We start from the raw sequence: 25,258 nt of genomic DNA on the forward strand, positions 1-25,258 counted from the left end.
TGATTTGGAAGATGAAGAAGCTTAATAAAATAACAATAATAGCGCTTGCCGCTCTGACAACTATAGGTTGTAGTGAGAATTTTCTGGATGAGGATACCAGCGGATTTCAAGCTCCTGACAATACTTACACCAATACAAATGGCTTTGAAACAGGGTTAACTGGTCTGTACGCCTTTGCGAGACTGGAGTTTCAGACCTGGAATAACCCTTTCTTCAGTCAGGGGGCTACCCCGCAAGAGGCACTTCAGGTAGGAACAGATATTGTGGCCATCAAAGGGACGGGTACCGATGCTACGTTAGCCCCTTTCTCGAATTATACGCTTAATCCGGCTTCATCGTATGTTCGCAATTATTGGAAGTTTGCCTATGGCCTTATCGGTAATGCCAATTTGATACTGGAAGCACTGAACAACACCGGTATTGATTGGAAAGATCCACAAAAGGACCCAATGTTGGTCAAAGGGACAGCATCGTATTTTAGGGCATACGCGTATAGGTATCTTATCAGCTTGTATGGCGATGTGCCATGGGTGGACAAAGTGACAAAGGATCCAAGGACTGACTTTACAAGGACTCCTAAAATGGAAGTTGTACAACACATGATTGAAGATCTGAAATCGGCGGCAGCGAACCTCCCGGAGAATCCAGCGAATGTTGCAGAAGGTAAATTGACTAAATGGGCAGCATTGCATTATCTGACCGAGGCCTATCTATGGGCGAATAAGCCCGACTCTGCTATTTGGGCGGCCAATCAAGTGATCAATTCGGGATTTTATAGACTCAATGATCAGCGGTTTGGGGTAGGAAAAGATAATGAAGGGGACTATTTTCACGACATGTTCATAGAGAACAATCAAAATAGAAAATCTGGAAATATGGAAACCATTTGGGCTATGCAATTGGAATATAATGCGCAAGGTGGGGGGGACTTATATACGGATTGGAGCAAACGGGCTTGGGTTCCTTTTTACGCGCAGCAGGCTGGTTTTCTGTTGGCAGATTCCTTAGGTGGTCGTGGATTGGGACATATAAGGCCTTATGATTGGTGGTTGAATAGCTATGAAACTAATGATGTACGTAACTCCAAATACAATATCAAGCGCGATTGGTATCATAATAACCCTAAAAGCTCTTTGTATGGAACTAAACTGAATATCACAAATGCTATTAAAGAATCGGGAAATGTGTTTGCTACCACAACGAAGTTTTTCTATGGAAAGACGACTGACAATCCTGCGTACGAAGGAAATATGAAAGACCGTGTTAAAATACGTCTTGGCGAAACTTACCTGTTATTAGCGGAAGCCTATCTGCAAAAAAATGATCCGGCAATGGCAGCCAAAGCGATCAATGAAGTAAGAGGCCGTGCGAAAGCAACTCCAGCTCAAGCATCGCAAGTCAATGTGGATTATTTACTGGATGAGCGGGCTAGAGAACTTTTAGGGGAGGAGATGCGACGAATGACACTCTCCCGGTTTGGCAAGGACGTCTTCTTAAGAAGGCTAAAAATACTGAATACGCAATCTAGTGCGATTATAGCGGGTAAAGAAGATATGGTGCCACTATGGCCTATACCTCAGGAGGTTATCGATGCAAATTCCGGTGCCGTTCTTCCTCAAAACCCAGGCTATAATTAAGAGGAGTCGAATTTACATCCATCGTTTTAAAAATTTCAATACCCATCCTTTCTTTGAATAGGGTGGGTATATTAGTTTTGAAATAGGAATCCGAGATTGGTACATCACTGAACGTTCGTGTGAGAATGCTTTAAAGCCAAAATATCCGTGGCTACCACCCATTCCACTGTGGTTAACTCCCCCAAAGGGAAGGTGTGGATTCGATACGTGGAGTATGACATCATTGACACAAGTACCCCCGGCAGAGGTAGATTTAATGATGTGTTGTGTAGATTTTGTGTTGCTGCTAAATATATACAATGCCAATGGTTTGGGTTTTGACTGAACAAAATCTAGCGCTTCGTCTAGATCGGTATAGGTGACTAGAGGTAATAAAGGCCCAAAAATTTCTTCTTCCATTATACGGCTTTCTATGTTTACTTTCCGCAATAATGTCGGTGGAATACTATCCTCCAAATCATTGTCTCCCTGCCAGACGACTTCTGCCCCCTTTCCGATGGCGTCTTCCAAAAGGAGCTGAAGTCGGCTCATATGTCTGGTATTAATAATCTTTGCATAAGTGTCTGGATCAATCATACCATTTTCCCTATATATTAATCGAGTGGCTGCAGCACTGAAGTAATGGATGAATTCTTTTTCTTGGCTGTGATGGAGAAGAACATAGTCCGGAGCAATACAAGTTTGTCCTGCATTGATCAGCTTACCCCAAGCGACCTTTTCCGCCGTTTTCTCCAGGTCAGCACTCGGGTCTATCAGCACAGGAGATTTGCCGCCTAATTCTAATGTGATGGTACTGAGATGTTCGGCAGCAGCCCGCATAACAATCTTGCCGACCGGAGTACTTCCCGTAAAAAAGATATGATCGAAAGGTAGTTTTAGCAGAGCTTCTGAAACCTCCTGCCCCCCCTGAATGCAGGCAACAACGGATTTGTCAAAAGCTTCGTCTAGAATTGTAGCGAGGACGGCAGCAGTGTGAGGACTATATTCCGAAGGTTTGATAATCACGCTGTTGCCTGCAGCGAGAGCAGAAACCAAAGGACTCATCGTTAGCTGAAAAGGATAGTTCCATGGAGCTATTATCAGACAGTTTCCTTTAGGTTCGTAGATAATTCTATTTTTGGTGAATAGACTAGAGACCGTTGATTTTGCCCGTTGTGGTCGAACCCAACGTGATAAATTCTTAAGGGCAAAATCGATTTCCGAATAGACGAAATAGATTTCGGTGACAGCCGCCTCAAACTTACTTTTGCGGAGGTCCGCAGACAGCGCTTTGAATATTTCCGGTTCATACCGATGGATTACATCCTTCAGTTTTTTCAAATGATGGATACGTTGCCGAACTTCCAATAGCGTGTTGGAAGTTCGGGACGTTTTCTGTTGATGAAATAGTAGATCTACGCGCTGCTGCATACTGTAATTATTTTAAGCAAATTTAGTGGTTAATATTAATATTGAATGCTTTATGATCTCTAATTCCAAGTTGATTTGACACTTTTCATCACTTTCCTGATTAATTGTTGGCTTTGTTTTAAAAATGCTGAAAATAAGGTAATAAAAGCTTGAAGTAGGTTAATATTCTTTAATAATACAATGTTTGTTTTATATATTTTTAAGCATTGCTGAGGAAAGCCCTAATTTTATAACATAAGTAGATACCATGACAATTTTTAATCAAATACTATGGGCGGGTTGCGGAGTGTTCTTCTCTTGGCACGCATTTGCTCAACAAAAGAATGTCGCAAATATACTTCCAACAAAGAATACCTATGCTATTACTGCCGTTGATTCACAGGCCGATATTATTCAAAAGGCAGCGCACGTGGTGCCCACGGCTAGGCAATACGAGGCATTACAGGACGAATTCATCGCCTTTATACACATGGGACCCAACACCTTCACGAAAATGGAGTGGGGGAACGGTAAAGAAGATCCACGTATTTTTGATCTGAAGGAATTGGATACAGATCAATGGTGCCGTACCATGAAATCTGCCGGGATGAAAAAAGTGATTCTGACAGTCAAGCACCATGACGGATTCGTTTTATGGCAAAGTAGGTACACAGATCACGGTATCATGTCTACGGGGTTTAAAAATGGGAAAGGGGATATATTGAAAGACCTGTCTTTTTCTTGTCAAAAGTATGGATTGAAATTGGGTATATACCTTTCCCCGGCAGATCTGTTTCAGATTGAAAATGAAAAGGGATGCTACGGTAATCTAAGTAAATACACCAATCGGACTATTCCCAGACGGGTTGAAGGTAGACCATTTGAGAACAAAACCACCTTTCAGTTTGAGGTAGACGATTATAATGAATATTTCCTGAATCAGCTTTTTGAATTGCTTACAGAATATGGCCCCGTGCATGAGCTCTGGTTTGATGGCGCCCATCCGAAAACAAAAGGTGGGCAAAAGTATAATTATGCCGCCTGGAGGGAGTTAATTAACATGTTAGCACCCAATGCTGTTATTTTTGGAAAGGAGGATGTCCGTTGGTGTGGTAATGAATCCGGTGCTACACGTAAGACGGAATGGAACGTGATTCCTTATGATGCCGACCCGCACAGCTTGGAAGGATTTAAGGATCTCACCGATGAAGATTTAGGAAGCCGGGAGAAATTATATTCTGCCAAATATCTTCATTACCAGCAGGCAGAGACCAATACTTCTATACGTGAAGGTTGGTTTTACAGAGATGATGTGTATCAGAAAGTACGAAGTGCTGATGATGTTTTTGATATTTATGAACGGGCCGTTGGGGGTAACAGTACGTTTCTTTTAAATATTCCTCCAAATCGTGAGGGGAGATTTTCTGACGAAGATGTGCAGGTGCTGACAGAAGTGGGCAAGCGAATCAAAGAGGGATATTCTACTAATCTCCTTCAGAAAGCAACAGCGCCTAAACAACTCTTGGATGACAATCAAGCTACAGTATTTAGAGTAAAAGAGGATGCAATAGAATTTAAAACAGCACAGCCCATACGTACGAATCGCTTTGTATTGCAGGAGGCTGTACAGCAAAATGGGGAGCGTATCGAAAGACACGCGATTGATATCTGGAAAGACGGGGGCTGGAAACAGATTGCCGAGGGTACGAATGTGGGGTACAAAAGGATATTACGATTCCCTATGGTGGAGGCTAGTCGATTCCGATTGCGTGTGTTAGAAAGTAGAGCAATCCCTGTGTTGACAACTGTAGGAGCCTATTTGGTTCCGGTGGGACCTCCTCAGCTTGCTATTCACCCGGATTTGGACGGTAAAGTCGAAATTAGACCTCACCGACACGAATTCGGCTGGAAGCCGCATGGTGAAGATGTGCTGGCCAACTTGCAATCTGAATACCGTATTTATTATACAATAGACGGTTCTGAACCAACGAGTAAATCGCCGTTGTACACGGGACCTTTCTTACCTACCACTAATAATATAAAGGCTGTGGCCATAGATAGCGATGGGCAAAGAGGGGCTATTGTAGAGGAAATTTTAGGTATAGCCAAGAGGGATTGGAAAGTGCTGTCGAGTAGTGGAGCGCGTGAAAAGTTCGCTGTGGATAAAGCTATCGACGGAAATGAAAATTCATTCTGGCATTCGCCATCTAGGGGGGCAGATCAATTTGTAGAAATAGACTTAGGTCGTGCCTATGATGTCTCTGGATTTGCATATACACCCCAACGGAAGCATGGGGAGGGGATGATGGCCAAGGGGGTATTAAAAGTAAGTCTGGACGGTAAAAATTGGCAGGGCGCCGGGAGTTTTGAATTCGGTAATTTAATTAACGATCCTTCGAAAAGAAAGCATCTATTCGGAAATAAGGTGAATACACGTTATATTCGTATTATATCAACCGAAATCACAGGAGGAGGCAACTCATTGAGTATCGCCGAACTGGATTTTTATAACTAGTCACTAAACTTAATGTATATATCTTGAAGACTTTAGTAAAAATAGGAATAGTAAGTCTCGTACTGTGGTGCCAAAGTGTTACAATACAGGCGCAAACGTCTGCGAAAGGGAGGACATTCGTAGAGATGGCAGACCCAACGGCGGATACGCTTTCAGACTGGTCTACTGTAAAACCAGGACTTAACAGTTCTTTTGTTTCGCTGGACAGGCGCTATGCACGGTCTATAGCACCACAGGTTCCCTTGCAAAAGAAAATGTTGATAAAAGGATGGAAAGGTGAGCGTGTCTCTGCACAGCTTCTTTTATGGTCCAGCGCAGGCATCGGGAATGTCTCTTTAGATGTTGGTGATTTTCGTTCATCAAAGCGCTCTGAGATCAAAGGTAATGTGGCAGAAGCCCGTTTTGTACGCTACGTGATGACTGATGAGTTTGGACCTGGCTGTGGTTATCGTAAGCCAAAGGATTTTGCGGCGTCATTGTCACCGGATATGCTGGATGACCTGGATAGTTATGATATTAAGGGGAAGGAAGTACGGCCAGTGTGGGTGACTGTGGATATCCCCCGAGATAGCGAAGGAGGTATATACACCAGTACGGTCGTGGTTAAAGCAGGTGAAAAGAAGATCGAGACGTTGACATTGGAATTGGAAGTGATCAATGAGATACTGCCGCAAGTCAGTCAGTGGACATTCCATCTGGATCAATGGCAGCATCCATCAGCCGTGGCACGTGTAGAAGGGTTGACGATGTGGTCAGACGCGCATTTTGCGGCATTGAAGCCTGTGATGAAGCGCCTCGCAGATGCAGGACAAAAGGTGATCACAACGACGCTTAATAAAGATCCTTGGAATGTACAGACCTTAGATCCTTACGCGGACATGATTATCTGGAAGAAGAAAAAAGATGGCTCTTGGCAATATGATTATACCGTCTTTGATCGCTGGGTTACACTTATGATGGATCTCGGTGTGAAGAAAATGATCAATTGTTATTCTATTATTCCATGGAATAATAGGATTCATTACAAAGACGAAGCTACAGGCAAATTTGTGGATGTGGAAGCTAAACCCGGAACATCCGTTTTCGAAGAAATGTGGACACCATTTCTTACTGATTTTTCTGCGCATCTAAAAACAAAAGGATGGTTGTCGATTACTAATATTGCAATGGATGAGCGTGAACCCGATCAGATGGAAGCAGCTTTCGCCTTGCTGAAAAAGATCGCACCAGAATTGGGTGTATCGTATGCGGATAATCAAAAAACCTACAAAAAATTTCCGGATAGCAGAGACATCAGTATCGCTTCGGGACACCCTTTCTCTAAACAGGATCTAATCAATAGACGGGCAATGGGATTGAACAGTACATTTTATGTCTATTGTGGCAACTCTTTTCCTAATCAGTTTACGTTCTCTGATCCTGCGGAATCGACCTACCTTGCCTGGTATGCTTTAGCAGCAGGTTTTGATGGGGTGTTACACTGGGCCTATAATTCATGGGTAGAAACTCCATTGCAGGATTCGCGGTTTCGGACATGGCCCGCTGGAGATACCTATGTTGTATACCCGCAAAACAGAAGCTCTATACGTTTTGAACGGATGCTAGAAGGTATTCAGGATTATGAAAAAGTACTTGTATTACGTAAGAAATGGACCGATGCCAAGGATCAGGATAAGTTGAAAGCACTGGAAACTATCATCCAAAAATTGGATAATCCGAAACGTACCGAGACCTGGAATGAAGACCTTAATATGGCTAAAGCGTTATTGAATTAAAAAACAAATAGCTGAATGAGAGTAGGTCAGATTACTTATACTATATTAGGAGGAGTTAGTATACTGTTAGGCTCGTGTTCTGTATCCAACAGACTGGCTGAGCACCCTCAGGTCTATATTCAAAAGGAGGGGCGTGAGGCGAAAGAGTGGAAGTTGATTTGGAAAGATGACTTTAGTGAAAGTACATTAGATACGAATAGGTGGAGTAGGATACCTGCTGGAACAGCCGATTGGAATAGGCACATGAGTACTGATGATAGGTGTTTTGAACTAAAAAACGGACAGTTGCATCTTCTGGGGATCAATAATCCCGATACTGTTCATGATAAGCGTCCTTTTATCACCGGAGGTATCTGGAGTAAAGGGAAATTTGCTTTTCAATATGGACGAATTGAGATTCGGGCCAAACTCGGAAGTGCTCAGGGAGCCTGGCCTGCTATGTGGATGTTGGCAGAGTTGGATAAGTATGGTAAGTACCCCAAAAACGGAGAGATCGATATTATGGAGCACCTAAACTTTGATAAAATCATTTATCAGACGACGCATTCCTATTATACATTGAATTTAGGCCAAAAGACAAAACCACCGCATTATGGAACGGCAGCTATTGATGCGGGAGTCTATAATGTGTATGGCATAAGTTGGTATCCGGATCGTATCGTATTTCAACTGAATGGCAAAGATACGTTTACCTATCCCCGAGTGCAGGGCGTAGATCCTTCTCAATGGCCCTATGATCAACCGTTTTTTATTCTGATTGATCAACAGCTTGGAGGTAGTTGGGTGGGCAAAGTCGACCAAAAGCAGCTTCCTGTAGTGATGGAAATCGACTGGGTCAAAGTGTATCAATAGAAGGGGAAATAAGATAATCATGATATAGGGGCGACAGGAAGTGTTTTAACTTTCTGTCGCTTTTTTGTGTTTGATTGCGACAAAAACTGAATCTAATAAGTTTGGAAGGTTAATATAGTTTTAAAAACTGTCAATATAGTGTTAGTTGCTTCTCTGTAAACTTCCTATTTTTACGTTAACCAGTGGATAAACAAAAGTTCCATAAGCTAAATCGTTTCCTATAGTTATTAATACCAACAAGGGGGCGTGGAACGTATGTATGCCAATTGTAAGAGAATGAAGGTGTTCAAAAAGTAAGCAATAGTGTGCATTGCAAACTTGAGGAAAGAAGGTATACTTAATCTACTTCGTTATAGTGTAGGTTGCCGTGTCTTACCTCCTTGCAAGGGCACGTTTAAGATTGGGTAAAATACTTTTTAGATCCCCTCACTACGTGAATATTTAAAACAATGAAGAAACGTGCTTTAGTAATTTCGATAATACTTATTGGAGTTTTGGGTATCGCATTTTTTTCCATTCGGAAAGAAAGCCCCGTTGATTTTAGTGCAGAAGTAAAACCAATAATCAACAAACATTGTATTTCCTGCCATGGAGGTGTGAAAGCCAGTGGTGGTTTAAGTCTATTGTTTGAAGAAGAAGCTTTTGCTAAGACAGAATCTGGTAAATCTTCAATTATCCGTGGAGACGCTGATCATAGTGAACTTTTCAAGCGGCTTATTACGGACGATCCTGAGTTAAGGATGCCCTACAATGCCGCGGCTCTAAGTGAAGATGAAATCGATGTAATGAGACGCTGGATTAATGAAGGTGCTAAATGGGGGGAGCATTGGGCGTACACCTTGCCAGAAAAGGTCGATGTACCAAAGCCATTTTCCTTTGCAGGTCTGTTTGGATTTAATCCTTCAGGGATAAGCAATAATATAGATTATTTTATTCAGGATAAGTTGTCCGAGAAGGGACTTTCATTTGCTCCTGAGGCTGACAAGTCTACCTTGTTGCGCCGTGTGTATTTGGATATTATTGGAGTTCCCCCAACTTTGTTAGAAGTAGAATCTTTTCTCGCGGATGAGCGGGAGGATGCCTATGAAAGACGTGTAGATAGCTTACTCAATCGGGATGGGTACGGAGAGAAATGGGCTTCGTGGTGGTTAGATATGGCTCGATACGCCGATACAAAGGGATATGAAAAGGATGGGGCACGACAGATATGGGCTTATCGTGACTGGGTGATTCGAGCCCTAAATACGGATATGCCCTTCGATCAGTTTACCATAGAACAACTTGCCGGGGATTTATTGCCTGAACCGTCAAAGGAGCAGCTCATTGCTACGGCATTTCATCGGAATACGATGAATAACGATGAGGGCGGTACCGATAGTGAAGAGTTTAGAATGGCGTCTGTACTAGATCGGGTGAATACGACCTATCAGGTTTGGTTAAGTACGACTTTTGAATGTGTGCAATGTCATAGTCATACCTATGATCCTTTTAAATTTGAAGAGTATTATAAGTCATTGGCTTTCTTTAATAATACACGAGATGAGGATACACAGGGTGATCACCCTAAATTGCGCTTTTACCGGGAGGAAGACGAAAGACGGATTGACAGTATCAAGTCTTGGTTGGGACAGCATGGTGATAAGCAGATGCAACGGTCAGCAGATCTGTTTTTACACACCTTGGAGCCCAAGATACATGCTCACTATAGTGATCAACTGGTGAACGCAGCCCTGTATGATACAAAATGGCTAGGCGTTAGAGATGGAGGTCATGCGCGGCTTAAGCAAATTGCTTTGGATGGTAAGGAACAGCTGTACCTTAACTACTGGACTGGACTAGAGGGGGGCTCTATGGAGATTCGAAAAGGTACCCCTCAGGGTCCTGTATTATTGCATACCAAGCTGGGCAGTACCAAGGGACGTCAGGTGATAGCCTTAGATTTTAAAGCAGAGAAAGGTGTTCATGATCTGTATCTTGTTTTTAAAAATCCAACTGCCGCCAAAGATCAGCCGGTATGTATGATTGAGTGGTTTGCTTTTAGAGAACCCCTCCCGAAAGCGAATGAAGTCGAGGCTGGCAGGATGCAAGACGTGTTTCTGTCGCTTATTAATACACACCCAGAGTCGGTACCTGTTATGATTGAAAATCCCTCGGATATGAAACGCAAGACCCATGTTTTCGAAAGGGGGAATCGGTTGACCTTGGGTGAGGAGGTGCAGCCTACTGTGCCGGCAGTACTAAATGATTTTCCAAAAAATGAACCGAAAAACCGTCTTGGATTTGCTAAATGGATTGCGAGCAAAGAGAATCCTTTAACGGCTCGAACCTTAGTGAATCGTGTATGGGCACAACTGTTTGGCCGCGGGCTGGTTGAGCCATTAGGCGATATGGGTACGCAGAGTAATCCGCCTATATATGGTGCTTTACTGGACTATCTTGCACTGGATGTGATGTATAAGAAGAATTGGAGTATAAAGAGCCTGATTAAGGAGATGGTAATGTCATCCACCTATAAGCAGTCGTCCGATCTGAATACCGATGACAGCAAGAAAGATCCGGATAACCATTACCTCGCTAGAGGGCCGAGATTCAGGCTTACTGCCGAACAGATCCGCGACCAAACACTGTCCGTGGCAGGGCTATTAAGCAAAAAAATGTACGGTCCCTCTGTCATGCCTTATCAGCCCGATGGTGTTTGGATGACGGTGTACAGTGGTGAATCTTGGAATAAAAGTCAAGGAGAGGATCAGTATAGAAGAGGGGTGTATACCTTTTTGAAGCGTACAAGTCCTTACCCGTCTTTTATTTCTTTTGATGCGTCGAGTCGAGAGGTGTGTCTAGTGGATCGGATACGGACAAATACCCCGCTACAGGCGTTGACCACTTTGAATGACCCAGTGTATCTGGAAGCAGCAAAGCATCTTTCTGAGTTTATGGAAAAGGAAAGCAATGGTGATCTGCAAAAGGCGTTAGAAATAGGTTACAGAAGAATAATGCTCCGTAATCCGGTTAAAGAGAAACTTACAGCATTAGAAAAATTATATGGGAATGCGAAACTCGATTTTAATAAAAAACCAAAAGATGCGGAACGATTTTTAGGCGTAGATTCTGGAAAGTTGACTAGTGAACAGGTAATTTCAAGGGCAGCCTACATGGTTGTAGCGAACGCACTATTGAATTTGGATGAATTTTTAACAAAATCATAACGTGGAAAGTGATGAAAGACTTTGATAGATTGTTTAAGGAATTAGAGCAGCAACAATTACAGGCTGTGACGCGTAGACACTTTTTAAAAGACTGTGTCGCAGGAATCGGTAGTATTGCTTTAGGTAGTTTTCTCGCGAGTTGTGCAGGTTCAGGAGGAACAGGGTCCAGTATAGATCTGAATGCGCTGAACCCGCTAATTCCTCGAGCGCCACAATTTCCAGGTAAGGCCAAGAGTGTGATTTATCTCCACATGGCAGGAGCTCCTTCGCAATTGGAACTTTTTGACTATAAACCAGCATTACACAAATTACACAATCAACCTTGTCCAGAATCACTTTTAGCTGGAAAGACTTTCGCTTTCATCCGTGGCGTTCCAAAAATGTTAGGGCCTCAGGCTACCTTTGCCCAGTATGGACAGAGTGGTGCTTGGATTTCAGACCACTTACCTCATTTTACAAAAGTAGCCGACGAAGTTAGTTTTTTAAAAGCAGTACACACCGATCAGTTTAACCATGGTCCCGCTCAATTATTTATGCATACCGGTAGTCCTCGTTTGGGTAGACCGAGTATCGGTTCCTGGGTCACCTATGGCTTAGGTTCTGAAAATAGTAATTTACCGGGTTTTGTGGTGCTGACCTCGGGCGGTAAAACGCCCGACGCAGGAAAGAGTGTGTGGGGATCGGGATTTTTGCCTTCGGTATATCAGGGGGTACAATGTCGTTCTAAAGGAGATCCTGTATTATATCTTGCCGATCCAGATGGAATGGGAAGGGACTTGAAGAAGCAAACAATTAATGCGATTAATGAAATTAATAAAGCAGAATATGATACCTATAAGGATCCAGAGACACTCTCTAGGATAGCACAATATGAGATGGCTTATAAAATGCAGGTTGCCGTCCCTGAAGTTATGGATATCAGTAAAGAGCCGGAATACATTCACGAATTATACGGTACAGAACCAGGTAAGGAATCTTTTGCAAATAACTGCCTATTAGCGCGTAAATTGGTAGAGCAGGGTGTGCGCTTCGTGCAACTTTTTGATTGGGGATGGGATAGTCACGGTACAGATTCTTCTACGTCTATTGATCTTGGTTTCAGAAATAAATGCAGGGAGATAGATCGGCCTATGACAGCTCTTTTGTTGGATCTAAAGCAGAGAGGTCTTTTGGACGAAACATTAGTGGTTTGGGGAGGAGAGTTTGGACGTACACCGATGCAAGAGAATCGTGATAATAGCGATATGCCATTTCTAGGAAGGGACCATCATACGGATGCCTATACCATTTGGATGGCCGGTGGAGGGGTAAAGAAGGGAGTGACCTATGGCGAAACGGATGAAATAGGGTTTGCCGGAGTTTCGGGAAGGGCATCTGTACATGATGTGCATGCTACTATGCTATATCTATTAGGGTTTGATCACGAGAAGTTTACTTACGAGTTTCAAGGTAGACCTTTTCGACTTACCGACGTACACGGAGAGTTAATTCGTGCAGTCGTGTAGCTTGTTGTTTATTTAATATTAAGGAATTTTATTACATATATGAGGAGGATGCGATATTCTATATTATGGTTGTTATTGTTGGTTAATGCAATGGCGGGTAGTGCACAGTCGAATACGGGATTAAAAATTAAAATCTATTGCACAAACTGGGGAATGACAGATACCTGGGAGGTATTTTGTGCCAAGGTAAAGGATGCCGGATTTGATGGGGTAGAGACTTGGCTGCCCGGAACAGATACTGAACGTAGTGACATGTTGGAGGCCTTAAAACGATATGAATTGTCACTTGGCTTGCTATGCGGCGGCGGTGGACGATCATTTCAGGAATATCACGATAGTTTTGTGAAGAATATTGAAACGGCTATTCGTGTCAAACCAGATTATATCAATTGTCATACCGGCAAAGATTATTATACGTTTCAACAGAATAGTACATTGATCGATGCGGCAAGTACGATCAGTAAGTTAAATAATCTGCCTATCTACCATGAGACACATCGTGGCCGCTTTAGTTTTGCAGCCCATGTTACCAAGCGGTTTTTGGAAGAGCTTCCCGCACTTAACCTTGCTTTGGATATCTCGCATTGGTGTAATGTTCACGAGTCCCTATTGAGTGATCAGAAAGAGACGGTAGAATTAGCACTTCAACGTACCGGGCATATACACGCACGTGTTGGACATCCTCAGGGCCCTCAAGTCAACGATTTTACGGCTCCAGAGTGGAAAAGTACGTTGGAACAGCACTTGGCTTGGTGGGATAGAATAGTGCAGTTGCACAAAGAAAAGGGACGCGGGACCCTAACTATTACGACCGAGTTTGGCCCTGCCGGTTATCTGCCCACGTTGCCCTATACCCAGCAACCTGTGAGCAGTCAATGGCAACAAAACGTATCCATGTTGAAACTTTTACGAGCGCGATACAAATAATGGGACAGTTTTTTGAAGAGTTAGGCGAATTTATCGGTCGAGCCCATCCATTGTTGGTGCATCTTCCCATAGGTATGTTGGTTGTCGCTTTTTTTATGGCTGTTCTTGCCAAAAGAGAGCAATATAAAGAGATACATGTTGCTATTCCAGTAGTGTTATTTTTCGGGAGTATGGCTGCTATTTTAGCCAGTATTGCGGGATACCTACTGTCCTTGCGAGGGGGATACGAACAACAAACTTTAGATTTTCATCAATGGTTGGGGATAGCAGTTGCGGTTATTTCGGTATCCGTATATTGGATGTATCGAAAAAAATGGAGTTATCGATTGTTGGTATTCAGTTTACTGTTTCTACTAATAGGGGCGACTGGTCATTTTGGAGGGACACTGACACACGGCGAAGGGTATTTTAAAGAGGCAATCCCAACAGTGATAAAGGATATGCTGGGCCTAAAAAGTGAGGAATTCCAAATGGCTAAAATTGAGAATGTTCAGGAGGCAGCTTTATATCAAGAGATAATAGCACCGATTTTGATGCAGCGCTGTGCCTCTTGCCATGGAGAGAGAAAGAAAGAAGGCGGCTTGGCAATACACAGTCAGGAATTTCTTTTAAAGGGGGGAGACGGTGGCGTCGTACTAAAACCAGGAAAGATGCCCGAAAGCGAGTTGTATGCTCGATTAGTATTACCAGAGGGGCATGACAAGCGGATGCCCCCGAAAGGTAGGACTCCGATTACTGCAGAGCAGATCCAGTTGATCGGATGGTGGATTACCGAAGGAGCCAGTTTTACAAAGAAGGTGAGTCAAACAAATCAATCTCCTGAAATAAAAACACTGTTAGCACAACTGGAACAAGGAGGGAATGAGGCTGAACAATCGGAGTACGCCGATCTGCCCGGAGGAAGTGATCTTCCCGAAGAATTCGTTCGAAATCTTCAGGCGAAAGGTATTAAAGTATTGCCTGTGGCGGTTAATAGTCCTTATGTAACCATAAATGCGATCAATTATCCAGAATTTTCAGATAAGGATTTAGAGGAGCTTTTGCTGATAAAAGATAATATTGTACAGCTTAAACTGGCGCGAACAGCCGTTACCGATGCGGCTATGGCGAATGTTGTAAAAATGCCTTATCTGAGGAAGCTTCATTTGGAACATACAAAATTGTCTGATGAAGGACTTGCTTTGCTTAAAGCAAGCAAATCGCTGCGCTATATTAATTTGTTTGGGACAGTTATTTCCGATAAAGGGCTTAGCCATCTCGGACAGTTACAAGGTTTAAAGCAAATTTATGCTTATCAGACTAAGGTGACGGCTAAGGGAGTTGAAGATTTAAAAGCTGTGGAATTGTATGTGGATTCGGGAAAGTATCAACTTCCTTTTTTAAACTCAGACACGATGAAATACTAGTGTTCTGTATTTTTACGGTACAGGAGACTCATATTTTTTAGGGCAGATAAAAACATAATGTATATGTTCGATGGGGAAGAAGCGGTCTGATGCAGGATTGAGAAGCAAAGAGACCGCCAAACGAGGCTCTTTGCGTGCGTCACTAATAACTTAGCTCTCGATTATCGATTTCGGCAGTGATTGGATAGGTATCTGCTATACCTGATGGTGCTGTCTGATCGTCGCCAGCGAATCTACTTTTCTTGCCATTAATCTTTATTTTGTTTTTACCATCAATTTCCACAATGGCCCATATCGGGTCTTCATATACGATGGTATGACGTAGTATGGGGTGTTTTTTGTAGAAATCTTCAGTAAATGCAGTACTCTTGTAAGACTCGTCCACCCAGTAGTAGGAAGAACTGTTAATTTGTACGTAATGAATATTATTAATGGTGTTGTGATAATTGGAATGATGATGACCAGTCAAGACAAGAATGACTTTATTAAATCCAGCTTTCTGATTAATCTGCTCAAACAGGTAGCGGACTTCCATGCCATTGTCTAAACCATTGTTGGTATTGTCTAGTCCTTGATGACAAAAAATAACAGTTCTCAGATTGGTCTTTTGTAGGTCTTCCTTAAGCCATGCAAGTTGTTTCTTGTCAATAGTTCTTGGATAACCTTGAAGTTTAGAATTAGCAGGTTTCTCGTTGCCATCCAAAATTACAAAATGAAAGTCTTCTTTGTCAAAGGAATAGTATGGGCGATTGATATTCCAAAAACGTAAGGCCTGATCTTTTGTAAAACCTCCGTCGGTGTCATGATTGCCCAGTACATAGTGCTTTTCGCCTTTAAATTTATTCCAGGTATCCATTAGCGGTTGGTTCTGTGGTTTTGGCACACAGAAGTCGCCAAGGCTTATGATGAAATCGGGTTGTTCCTGGTTCATAGCATTGATAAATGCTTCTGCACGTTCTCCAGCATCATGCATCAGGTCATAATGTAAATCGGTGATGACGCCGAATTTAAGGCCCTTCTTTTTTATGGTGTGGTCAATCTCATTCAGAGATGATGCTAGGCTACTGTTTAAAAAAAAACCGGACACCCCCAGGGTGCCGATCTTGATGAAGCTTTTTCGGTTTATCATGGTGTAATATGCTATTTAAACTCTTGTTCATTTAGTTTTTTGATGATATCAATCATTTCGATTGGCTTCGAAATGAACTGATCATGTTTATAGCTTTGTAGCTCTTCATGACTATGCGTGCCATATAGAGAACCTATAGAATACAGTACGTTAGCAGCCTCTGCTGACTGAAGGTCAGAGGGAGTGTCACCCAGGTTGATTACCTGTTTCGGGTCTTCAATACCACACTTTTTCATCGCCAATTGAATCATATCCGGTGCTGGTCGTCCCTGTTCCACATCGCTGCTGGCGATAGAGCAGTTGATGCTATTTTCGTTGCTATTTTCTATGCATACGTAATCATTGTTCAATCCTTTGTCCCAACCTAGCTTTGCTAAGATAATATTGGTTACTTTTCTATAGAAGCCCGTAGTCAATGCTATTTTGATATTGTTTGATCTACAGTAATCAAATACCTCCAATACGCCTTCATAAGGTTTTGCACCGACTGTTTCGTAGTGTTCTTCCAACGTTTGGGTGAAGTAATTGTAGGACTCTTGGACTCTTTTCGAATAATCTGGATGATCTTCACCTATTTCTTCTTTCCATATAGTCTCAAACACAAGAATTTTGGACCAACCCATCATGCTATTAATCTTTTCTCGCGATATATGCAAATTAGTAGCTTTTATGGCGTCATAAAAACACTTTTCAACTTCACGTTCATCCTGGACTGTTGTTCCGGCCATGTCAAAGATGGCTAATTTTACTTTACTCATGATTATTTATGGATTCTTTAATTTTAACAAATGATATGATACATGCACACAGCGCACAGATAAGGGCTACAAACAAAAATATATTAGCCGTATCTCCCGTGTAGTCAATCAGTTTGCCAAATAGTGGCTCTCCCACAGCTGCAAATACATAGGCAAACATATTCATAATACCTATACCCGTTCCGACCAGTTTGGTGCCCAGTAAGTCAGGACTCAGTGTCCAAAAATTGGCTTGGGGTCCGTATACAAAAAAGCCTGAGGCAAACATGAGTACCCCCATCATAAGGTGGTTTTCGATCGGAACGAGGTATATAAGTACTGCAATGACACAGCTGATCAACATACCCGCACGTATCGACTTGCTCCTGTTTTTTTTGAACACGAGGTCCGAGATATAACCAAATGAAACTGCGCCAAGAGCCATGCCAATAGGAATGAGGAGGGTAAGCCATAGGTTGCCACTCGATTGTTTATAATCATTTCCAAGGAAATGTATAGGTACCCAAAATATGAGACCGTATCGTGCCATACTTTGAAAGCCTATCGCTACAGAGGCGATCATAAAATTTTGGTTCCGAAATACGGTTTTATAGGCTTCCTTCCAGTTTTGAGTGGCCGCAGTTGATTCCGATTCATCCTCTTCAAGGGTGGTGTATCCTTGGTGTTTAGGATGACTATACGCCAGAAATAGAAATAATAAAAGTGCCCCCGCTAAAAATAGAATTGGGTAGCGGAATAAAGTTCGCCAACTCTGATCTTGATGAACTAATACAAGAGCCATCAAAAATGTGAGGACAGAGGAACTTCCTGCTGCCATGGTATAAAAGCCAAATGCTTTTCCCCGTTCCTCGCTGCTCCACCAATTGGATATTAATCGACCTCCGGCTCCCCAGGCCATAGACTGGAAATATCCGTTCAATGTCCATAGTAAGAGTATTGCCGTATAGCTATTTGCAAAACTGATGGAGAGATTGCACAGTATGGAAAGACCACCTCCTGTAATGATCATCGTCTTGGGGCTAAGTCGATCCGCAAGGTTTCCGTTGATCAGCTGACCGATGGCATAGCCCATCAGCATCGCAAAACTGATCCAACCTATCTGTTGAAAACTGATGTCGAGCTCTTCAGCAATCCCTTTCGCAGCCCAGCCAAAGTTATGTCGTCCTGTGTAGAAGAATAAGTAACAGAACATGGTTACAAAGAGCATCTTCCACTGGTCTTTTCTAAATGCAGTGTCCATTATTCTTCGGTTTTCACGGGTGGGTGAGACATATATAGACCGGCACGTATCGGTTTGTTTGTTATTGCAAACTGGATAGCTTCGTTGATATTGGATAGTGGAAAGTCACGTTCAATTAGCGATTCGAAAGGATATGTCTTCCAGTGTTTAATAATAAAATCCACTGCATTGGAGAAATCCGTATAGTTGTAATTATGTAGACCTTTGATCGTAAGCATTTTTCGTATCATCTGTTCGGCATCAATACCTGTCTTACGTTGGTTGAATACGGCTCCAACAAATACAGCTTTGCCATGTTGTTGTAGCGTATCTACACCAAGTTCCATCGCATCAGGGGATCCGCTCATATCTATAAAGCAGCCTATAGAAAGCTTTTTCAGTACCGTGTCAGAGTCCTGTTGTTTCAGGTTTAGCGTATGTGTCGCTCCGAACGCTTTAGCCAGTTTTAACCTATCTTCATTTATATCCGAAGCAACGATATGATGTGCACCCATTTCTTTACACATGGCGATCGCGACAAGCCCGAGTAGTCCGATCCCGGCAATATGTACGTTTTTGTTAGCGACCGATTCCGTAAGACGGATTGCTCCTGCTGAGGTTGCTATCGCACAGTTGATAGTCGCCGCTATTCCTAAGGGGATGTCCTGAGGTAATACCCTAAGACAGGTATGTGGTCGTAAGATTATGTGTGAGGCTAATCCTCCGTGAAAGCTGTCTTTAGCTGTTATCTGCCGATGACCATATTTATAAAGATCAGAGTTTTTCTGAGGAGTTTCGACCTGGTAATCGAGCGTGTTTGGGTCGCTTGCAAATACTGTCCAAGTCACGAGGTCGCCAATATGAAGCGGTGTCCCGATAGCGTCCACACCGCTATGACTTGGAGAAATCTGCTCAATTACGCCAACAATCTCGTGGCCTAATATGGTTGGGCATGGCTCTTGTCTAAAGCCACAATAAGTATGTAGGTCACTGCCACAGAGCGTGGCGTAGCTGATGTTTACTAAAATTTCGTTCTCTCGGAGGTCCGGCAGGGGCATTTCAACCTTTTCTAAAGGTTGAAATGCCTTGTGGAATATGTAATAAGTGCCTTGTTCTTTCATATCATTGTATAAATATACATATGTTTTGCAATACTAAACAAAGTTTATTTATGCTATATTTTTATAGCGTTAATTTATTATTAAGTTTTATGGGGGTGGAGATATTTGTACGAAATCTGCTTTAATAAATTAATATTAATTAGCGGATATATTTACCTATTTTTGAAGAGTAACATGGAAGACAATACATTATTTAAGATAAGTCAAAAGCTGAAGGAGATACGTAAAGAGAAAGGTATTACTATTCAGGAGCTGGCAGATCGGGCAGGAGTTAGTAAAGGTTTGATTTCCCAGATTGAAAACAACAGGACGATTCCTTCTCTTTTGGTCTTGATCAATATTATAAAATCGCTCGAAATAGACCTTAATGAGTTTTTTAAAGATTTTAATTCGGATGAAGACTCGGGGCCGATTATTGTCCGTAAGAAGGATTCCTATACAGCATTTGAAAAGGAGCAAGCATTAGGTTTTTACTATAAACGTATTTTTACTACCTCCATAGACAGTTCAACATTGGATATTGTGTTGTTGGAACTGTTGCCAGATGCCAGTCGCCCTATGGTTGAGACAGAGGCTTATGAGTATAAATATATAATCAGCGGTAAGGTTGAGTATGTATTCGACGATCAAGTCATTGTATTGGAAGAAGGTGATTCAATTTTCTTTAATGGGAGACTCGCACACACACCTAGAAATATTGGTGAGCACAAGGCCTTGATGCTTATTGTCTATTTTTTTGACCAGAAGCTTAAATAGAAAATGGACTTAGAATTTATAATCAAAGCCCTAAACGATCCGTTTAGGGCTTTTTTAGTGTTTTACAAATGCTAAAATATATTGTTATTATTGTTTACAAATACTTAACTCTAGTTTAGTGTTTTGTTAATAGCATAACTATACTTTTGGTTGCTTAATAAGATTTTTTACCAATAAGTATACGGTTATGTCACTGAAGCATACTCTAAAAAAAAGGTTTACAGGTTTAGATGAACGATCTGTCGCAATTGTTCTTGCATTGGCGGCTTTCTTTTGTTATACGAGTATGTACTCTTTTCGGAAGGCCTTTACAGCAGCGGGATTTGCGGATGAACAACTATTAGGAATCAGTTTTAAGGTATGGCTTGTAATTGTTCAAATGTTGGGATACATGTTAAGCAAATTTTATGGCATTCGATTTATCGCTGAGAGTAAAAATAAAAATAGAGCGCGTTATTTAGTGGTACTTATTTTGATCTCTTGGTTTAGTCTATTTCTGTTTGCATTGGTATCTAAACCTTGGAATATCGTATTCATGTTTTTTAACGGATTTCCATTGGGAATGATTTGGGGCTTGGTTTTTTCTTATTTGGAAGGAAGGCGTTTTACGGAGATTATGGGGGCTGTTATGGCTGTGAGTTTAATCTTTGCTTCGGGCTTGATTAAGACAGTAGGCCGTTGGTTGATGAGTTCCTTTGCTGTCACGGAGTATTGGATGCCTTTTTGCACCGGATTGTTGTTTTTTGTGCCTTTTCTATTGTGCGTTTGGGTATTAGGAATGGCTCCTGAACCGACCTCTGCCGATAAGCGTTTAAGAACAGAACGTGTCGCTATGGACGGAAAGATGCGTAAAAAGTTTCTGAAACGTTTTATGCCAGGGATCGTACTGACGGTGCTTGTTTATATGTTATTGACTATACTTCGCGATGTGAGAGATAATTTTGAGATAGAAATCTGGAACATGTTGCATATTAAGGATAATGGTATTTATGCGAAGGTCGATGGGGCTATAGCCCTAATTGTGCTGTTTATGATTTCGATGCTTATCCTTGTAAAAGACAATCTGAAGGCATTTAAATTGATTCACCTACAGATTATAGCGGGGTTCCTTATTTCCGGCCTTTCTACGTATTTCTATACTCTTCATCTGCTGGATGGTCTTACTTGGATGTTGTTAGTGGGACTGGGGTTGTACATGGCTTATATACCCTACAATGCCATCTTTTTTGAACGGATGATAGCTACCTTTAAGGTGAAGAGCAATGCGGGATTTGTTATGTATCTAGCGGACTCTATAGGTTACTTAGGTAGTTTTGTTATTATGATCAATAAAGAGATGCTGCCCAATACGCTGAGCTGGGGAGGGTATTTTATACAGCTGGTGTTCTTTGCATCTTGTATAGGGGGCATTTTGTCTGTTCTTTCGCTGATTTATTTTGTTCGCAAACAGAAATCTCCTGTAAAAGTGCGGCGTCCCAAAACGCGGGTTTTGTTATGGGGATGATCTTAGATTTTTAAAAATGTAATAAATATAGAGTTGATGAAATACAAGAAATATGATCTTATAGTTGTGGGAGGAGGGGTGTTGGGTACATTCCATGCCTATCATGCCTTGGTAAAAGGCCTTCGCGTACTGCATGTCGAGAAAGACAATTACCCGCAGGGATCTACGGTTCGTAATTTTGGACAGGTCGTACCGTCCGGCATGGCTGGAGAATGGTTTGGATACGGGGTAAGAGGATTGGACATTTATCAATCCATACAGCGGGAGACGGATATATCCATCCGTAACAATGGCAGCATCTACATTGCTTCAGATCAGGATGAAGTACAGGTTATTCACGAATTGAGCGCACATTATCAGCAGGTAGGTTATGCCCACGAACTTTGGTCTAAAGAGCAGGTTCTAAAAGCTTATCCTATGTTGAATGGGGGGTATGTGAAAGAAGCTATTGTATTTAAGCAGGAACTCAGTGCAGAACCGGATTTAATGATCAGGAAGATTCACGATTACCTGAAAGGGAAATTTTACAATTATACCTTGCGTTACGATACCGCAATTGTGGGCTGTGAAGAGGTGGGAGATACTGTTTCTCTAAGATCCAGCAAAGGCGAAAGTTTCGATGCGGATAAGGTGGTGATTTGTAATGGTTATGAGTTTAAATTGTTATTTAGAGATCTTTTTGAAGACAGCGGTTTGAAAGTGAGTAAATTGCAGATGATGCGTACCAAGCCTCTGCCGCATTTGAGGATGCCGGGGAATATTCTCACCGGACTTACCGTACGTCGGTACGAGAGTTTTGAAGCTTATTGTCCGTCTTTCCATACCATACCTGTTCCCACACACTATGAAGAATTGCGCAAATGGGGGGTGCATATTCTTTTTAAGCAGGCGGTAGATGGCAGTATCATTATAGGCGACTCGCACGAGTATGCTTTAGGCAGTCAGATCGACGACCTTGGTTTTTCTATTAATAATACGATCAATAGGCTGATGCTGGCGGAAGCGAATAGAATCATGCCAGTAGATGAAAGTATGATCGAGTCAACTTGGGCCGGTTATTATGCGCAGCACGATAAGCAGATTTTTGAAATCGATGTGTCGGAGCGTATACATGTTCGTACGGGGATAGGAGGGAAAGGGATGACGGCTAGTGCCGGTTATGCGGAGAAGAGTATTGAAAAGATTATTTTTAATATATAAGCCAAAGATGCTTGCGAAATGCACTACCCCATAAAGTGTCTAAATTTTTTGGGGCAGTGCAAAAAATGCCTTACTTGTTAGCTTAATAAAGTAAAGTCTATCTGTCTTTTCTCTAGATCAACTTTCTTGACTTTAATCTGTACAGTATCCCCCAGTTGATATACTTTTTTCTTTCGTTGCCCAATGATTGCAAAGTTCTTTTCATCAAGCGTATAGAAATCGTCCGTGATGTCGCGTAAGCGTACCATTCCTTCACACTTGTTCTCCTGAATTTCGACATACATTCCCCACTCGGTAACTCCCGAGACAAGCCCTGTATATTCGACGCCTACCTGATCTTGTAGGAATTCTGCTTGTTTATATTTTATGGAGGCGCGTTCTGCTTCAGCTGCCTTTTTCTCCATTTGTGAAGAATGTTCGGCCATCTTTTCGTAATGCTCTACATTGACTTTTGTGCCTCCATCCAAGTAAAATTGGAGTAGACGATGCACCATGACATCGGGGTAGCGACGTATAGGGGAGGTAAAGTGCGTGTAGTAGTCGAATGCTAAACCGTAATGCGATGACTGTTTTGTGGTATAGATTGCTTTTGCCATCGATCTGACAGCAAGGGAAGTCAGTAAGTTCTGCTCTTTACTACCTTCAATTTTGGTCATTAGAGCATTTAATGATTTTGCTGTTTCTTTGTCTGATTTTATGGTCAGTCGGTGCCCAAATCGAGATGCAAATTGAGAAAAGCTCGTTAGTGTCTCTGGGTTGGGGGTATCGTGAAAACGATAAACAAATCCAAGCTTATTTTTTCCTTTTCCTTGTTTGCCTATATATTCGGCTACCTTTCGGTTGGCCAATAACATAAAGTCTTCAATCAATTTGTGAGCATCTTTTCTAATTTTGGTGTATACACCCAACGGCTTCCCATTTTCGTCAAGATGGAATTTGACCTCCTCACTTTCAAAACTTATTGCTCCATTTTTAAATTTACGATCGCGAAGTATATGGGCCAATTCATTCAATTTCAAAATTTCGGAAACAAAGTCTCCGGCTTTATTTTCAATGATTTCTTGGGCCTCTTCGTAGCTGAATCTTCGGTCTGAGTGTATGATAGTACGGCCGAACCATTGATCGATAATATTTGCTTTTTCGTCCATCTCAAATACAGCAGAAAAGCATAACTTATCTTCATTCGGACGTAGAGAGCATAAATTATTGGATAAGCGTTCGGGCAGCATGGGGATTACCCGGTCCACCAGGTAGACAGATGTTGCCCTCTCGAAAGCTTCTTTGTCAAGAATACTTTCTGGGGTTACGTAATAGGATACATCTGCAATATGTACGCCGATTTCATAATTTCCATTTTCTAATGTTTTGAATGATATGGCATCGTCAAAGTCTTTGGCATCGGCGGGGTCAATGGTGAATGTAAGCGTATCCCTAAAATCTCTACGTTTGGCAATCTCTTCTTTACTGATTTCTTCGGGGATCGCATTTGCAGCATCGTCCACTTCCTTGGGAAACTGTAATGGAAAACCGTAGTCTGCAAGGATGGCATTCATCTCAGTGTTATTTTCACCTTTGACACCTAATACTGTCTTGACTTTACCTATCGGATTTTTTGCGTTTTTTGGCCATTCGATAATGGTAACTAATACCTTTTCTCCGTCTTTCGCTCCGTTCAAACTGTCTAAAGGGATAAAGATATCGTGGAGCATTTTTCGGTCATCAGGCAGGAAGAAAGCATAGCTCTGAGAGATGTCTATTGTACCTGTAAAATCTGTCTTTGCACGCTGCAATATTTCGACAACTTCGCCTTCTCTTTTGCGTCCTTTTTTTCGCTCGTATACATGCACTTTTACCAGGTCTCCGTGTAGTGCCTGTCGTAGTTTTCGAGGAGCTACAAAGATGTCGTTTTCGAACTCATCTTGAGGGACGATATAGGCTGACCCATCCGCCGTCATGTCTACTTTTCCGGTGACGTAGACCTGTAGTTGACGTAGCTTAAATTTGCCTCTTTCAGGTTGAGCGAAAGGACTGCTTTTGGAAGTGTCGCTAAGGATGTCGGCAATGGCTACTTTAGCATCGGTATCTGTTACATTCAGCTTTGAAGCTACCTGTTTATAGTTGAGATGTGGGTTCCCCGATTTTTCAAAAACATCAATAATCAGTTGGGTTAAAACTTCCTTGTAGGGATTTTCTTTTTTTGATTTCATTCGTTTTTCTGTTGTAAGTACTGAAGCCTCTAGTTGGACTAGGTTCGCTTTATTATATCAAAGGGGAGTCGTGTAAATGGGCAGAACAATTCTTTACGGATGCCCGTGGTACTCTCTCTTGAAATATATAGGAAATATACAAAAATGATGCG

17 protein-coding genes are annotated in these 25,258 nt (G+C 42.0%); 11 read left to right on the forward strand and 6 right to left on the reverse strand.

Going from position 1 to position 25,258, the window contains the following annotated elements; all coding sequences use genetic code 11:
- Positions 1-11 precede the first annotated feature (11 nt).
- Entirely contained in the window at positions 12-1,637 is a 1,626-nt protein-coding gene (locus G7B18_RS08235; protein ID WP_164108657.1) for a RagB/SusD family nutrient uptake outer membrane protein, read from the forward strand.
- A 12-nt stretch (positions 1,638-1,649) separates the two neighbouring features.
- Here G7B18_RS08235 and G7B18_RS08240 read toward each other — a convergent pair whose 3' ends face one another.
- Positions 1,650-3,047: an aldehyde dehydrogenase family protein gene (locus G7B18_RS08240; protein ID WP_164108656.1), complete on the reverse strand. Its 1,398-nt coding sequence runs from the start codon at positions 3,045-3,047 to the stop codon at positions 1,650-1,652.
- A gap of 247 nt (positions 3,048-3,294) precedes the next feature.
- Here G7B18_RS08240 and G7B18_RS08245 point away from each other — a divergent pair, with 247 nt between their 5' ends.
- The 7 genes from G7B18_RS08245 to G7B18_RS08275 all read left to right on the forward strand — a co-directional run bounded on the left by G7B18_RS08245 (position 3,295) and on the right by G7B18_RS08275 (position 15,212).
- Positions 3,295-5,541, forward strand: coding sequence for an alpha-L-fucosidase (locus G7B18_RS08245; RefSeq protein ID WP_164122340.1), 2,247 nt, complete (start codon positions 3,295-3,297; stop codon positions 5,539-5,541).
- A gap of 23 nt (positions 5,542-5,564) precedes the next feature.
- Positions 5,565-7,316, forward strand: coding sequence for a DUF4091 domain-containing protein (locus G7B18_RS08250; RefSeq protein WP_240452803.1), 1,752 nt, complete (start codon positions 5,565-5,567; stop codon positions 7,314-7,316).
- Positions 7,317-7,331: 15 nt separating this feature from the next.
- Positions 7,332-8,168 carry a glycoside hydrolase family 16 protein gene (locus G7B18_RS08255; RefSeq protein WP_164122341.1) on the forward strand — a complete coding sequence of 279 codons (837 nt, stop codon included), beginning with the start codon at positions 7,332-7,334 and terminating at the stop codon, positions 8,166-8,168.
- 449 nt (positions 8,169-8,617) lie between these two features.
- Positions 8,618-11,374: a DUF1553 domain-containing protein gene (locus G7B18_RS08260; protein ID WP_164122342.1), complete on the forward strand. Its 2,757-nt coding sequence runs from the start codon at positions 8,618-8,620 to the stop codon at positions 11,372-11,374.
- A gap of 11 nt (positions 11,375-11,385) precedes the next feature.
- Positions 11,386-12,879: a DUF1501 domain-containing protein gene (locus tag G7B18_RS08265; RefSeq protein WP_164122343.1), complete on the forward strand. Its 1,494-nt coding sequence runs from the start codon at positions 11,386-11,388 to the stop codon at positions 12,877-12,879.
- Between the two features lie 48 nt (positions 12,880-12,927).
- Entirely contained in the window at positions 12,928-13,806 is an 879-nt protein-coding gene (locus tag G7B18_RS08270; protein WP_164122381.1) for a sugar phosphate isomerase/epimerase family protein, read from the forward strand.
- A complete protein-coding gene (locus tag G7B18_RS08275; protein WP_240452804.1) occupies positions 13,755-15,212 on the forward strand; it encodes a c-type cytochrome domain-containing protein in 1,458 nt (485 codons plus the stop codon). Before G7B18_RS08270 ends, G7B18_RS08275 begins: the two co-directional genes overlap by 52 nt.
- A gap of 142 nt (positions 15,213-15,354) precedes the next feature.
- Here G7B18_RS08275 and G7B18_RS08280 read toward each other — a convergent pair whose 3' ends face one another.
- From G7B18_RS08280 to G7B18_RS08295, 4 genes are read right to left on the reverse strand one after another with little or no spacing between them, the layout of a single operon-like run.
- Positions 15,355-16,341, reverse strand: a complete 987-nt coding sequence (locus G7B18_RS08280; RefSeq protein WP_164122345.1) for a metallophosphoesterase family protein — start codon at positions 16,339-16,341, stop codon at positions 15,355-15,357.
- An 11-nt stretch (positions 16,342-16,352) separates the two neighbouring features.
- Positions 16,353-17,099, reverse strand: coding sequence for an HAD family hydrolase (locus tag G7B18_RS08285; RefSeq protein ID WP_164122346.1), 747 nt, complete (start codon positions 17,097-17,099; stop codon positions 16,353-16,355).
- Positions 17,092-18,339, reverse strand: coding sequence for an MFS transporter (locus G7B18_RS08290; RefSeq protein ID WP_240452805.1), 1,248 nt, complete (start codon positions 18,337-18,339; stop codon positions 17,092-17,094). The genes G7B18_RS08285 and G7B18_RS08290 overlap by 8 nt, the downstream gene beginning before the upstream one ends.
- Positions 18,339-19,439: a zinc-binding dehydrogenase gene (locus tag G7B18_RS08295; protein WP_164122347.1), complete on the reverse strand. Its 1,101-nt coding sequence runs from the start codon at positions 19,437-19,439 to the stop codon at positions 18,339-18,341. Before G7B18_RS08295 ends, G7B18_RS08290 begins: the two co-directional genes overlap by 1 nt.
- Positions 19,440-19,601: 162 nt before the next feature.
- Between G7B18_RS08295 and G7B18_RS08300 the strand changes: the two genes are divergently transcribed.
- The 3 genes from G7B18_RS08300 to G7B18_RS08310 all read left to right on the forward strand — a co-directional run bounded on the left by G7B18_RS08300 (position 19,602) and on the right by G7B18_RS08310 (position 22,899).
- Positions 19,602-20,195, forward strand: a complete 594-nt coding sequence (locus G7B18_RS08300; RefSeq protein WP_317164372.1) for an XRE family transcriptional regulator — start codon at positions 19,602-19,604, stop codon at positions 20,193-20,195.
- A 187-nt stretch (positions 20,196-20,382) separates the two neighbouring features.
- A complete protein-coding gene (locus G7B18_RS08305; protein ID WP_164108646.1) occupies positions 20,383-21,699 on the forward strand; it encodes a DUF5690 family protein in 1,317 nt (438 codons plus the stop codon).
- Between the two features lie 36 nt (positions 21,700-21,735).
- On the forward strand, positions 21,736-22,899 hold the full coding sequence (locus G7B18_RS08310) for a TIGR03364 family FAD-dependent oxidoreductase (protein ID WP_164122348.1): 1,164 nt from the start codon (positions 21,736-21,738) through the stop codon (positions 22,897-22,899).
- Between the two features lie 77 nt (positions 22,900-22,976).
- On the opposite strand, the gene rnr is transcribed toward G7B18_RS08310, so the two are convergent.
- Positions 22,977-25,106 (reverse strand): ribonuclease R, encoded by a 2,130-nt coding sequence (gene rnr / locus G7B18_RS08315; RefSeq protein ID WP_164108644.1) that lies wholly within the window; start codon positions 25,104-25,106, stop codon positions 22,977-22,979.
- Positions 25,107-25,258 lie beyond the last annotated feature (152 nt).

It is taken from the genome of Sphingobacterium sp. xlx-130, assembly GCF_011007405.1.
Classification (GTDB): domain Bacteria; phylum Bacteroidota; class Bacteroidia; order Sphingobacteriales; family Sphingobacteriaceae; genus Sphingobacterium; species Sphingobacterium luzhongxinii.

Bases quoted from the DNA above. Each gene is read 5' to 3' on its own strand.
- G7B18_RS08295 (WP_164122347.1), bottom strand. From the start codon at position 19,439: ATGAAAGAACAAGGCACTTATTACATATTCCACAAGGCATTTCAACCT.
- G7B18_RS08240 (WP_164108656.1), bottom strand. From the start codon at position 3,047: ATGCAGCAGCGCGTAGATCTACTATTTCATCAACAGAAAACGTCCCGA.
- G7B18_RS08245 (WP_164122340.1), top strand. From the start codon at position 3,295: ATGACAATTTTTAATCAAATACTATGGGCGGGTTGCGGAGTGTTCTTC.
- G7B18_RS08305 (WP_164108646.1), top strand. From the start codon at position 20,383: ATGTCACTGAAGCATACTCTAAAAAAAAGGTTTACAGGTTTAGATGAA.
- G7B18_RS08280 (WP_164122345.1), bottom strand. From the start codon at position 16,341: ATGATAAACCGAAAAAGCTTCATCAAGATCGGCACCCTGGGGGTGTCC.
- G7B18_RS08235 (WP_164108657.1), top strand. From the start codon at position 12: ATGAAGAAGCTTAATAAAATAACAATAATAGCGCTTGCCGCTCTGACA.
- G7B18_RS08310 (WP_164122348.1), top strand. From the start codon at position 21,736: ATGAAATACAAGAAATATGATCTTATAGTTGTGGGAGGAGGGGTGTTG.
- G7B18_RS08255 (WP_164122341.1), top strand. From the start codon at position 7,332: ATGAGAGTAGGTCAGATTACTTATACTATATTAGGAGGAGTTAGTATA.
- G7B18_RS08265 (WP_164122343.1), top strand. From the start codon at position 11,386: ATGAAAGACTTTGATAGATTGTTTAAGGAATTAGAGCAGCAACAATTA.
- G7B18_RS08285 (WP_164122346.1), bottom strand. From the start codon at position 17,099: ATGAGTAAAGTAAAATTAGCCATCTTTGACATGGCCGGAACAACAGTC.
- G7B18_RS08270 (WP_164122381.1), top strand. From the start codon at position 12,928: ATGCGATATTCTATATTATGGTTGTTATTGTTGGTTAATGCAATGGCG.
- rnr (WP_164108644.1), bottom strand. From the start codon at position 25,106: ATGAAATCAAAAAAAGAAAATCCCTACAAGGAAGTTTTAACCCAACTG.
- G7B18_RS08260 (WP_164122342.1), top strand. From the start codon at position 8,618: ATGAAGAAACGTGCTTTAGTAATTTCGATAATACTTATTGGAGTTTTG.
- G7B18_RS08290 (WP_240452805.1), bottom strand. From the start codon at position 18,339: ATGGACACTGCATTTAGAAAAGACCAGTGGAAGATGCTCTTTGTAACC.
- G7B18_RS08275 (WP_240452804.1), top strand. From the start codon at position 13,755: ATGGCAACAAAACGTATCCATGTTGAAACTTTTACGAGCGCGATACAA.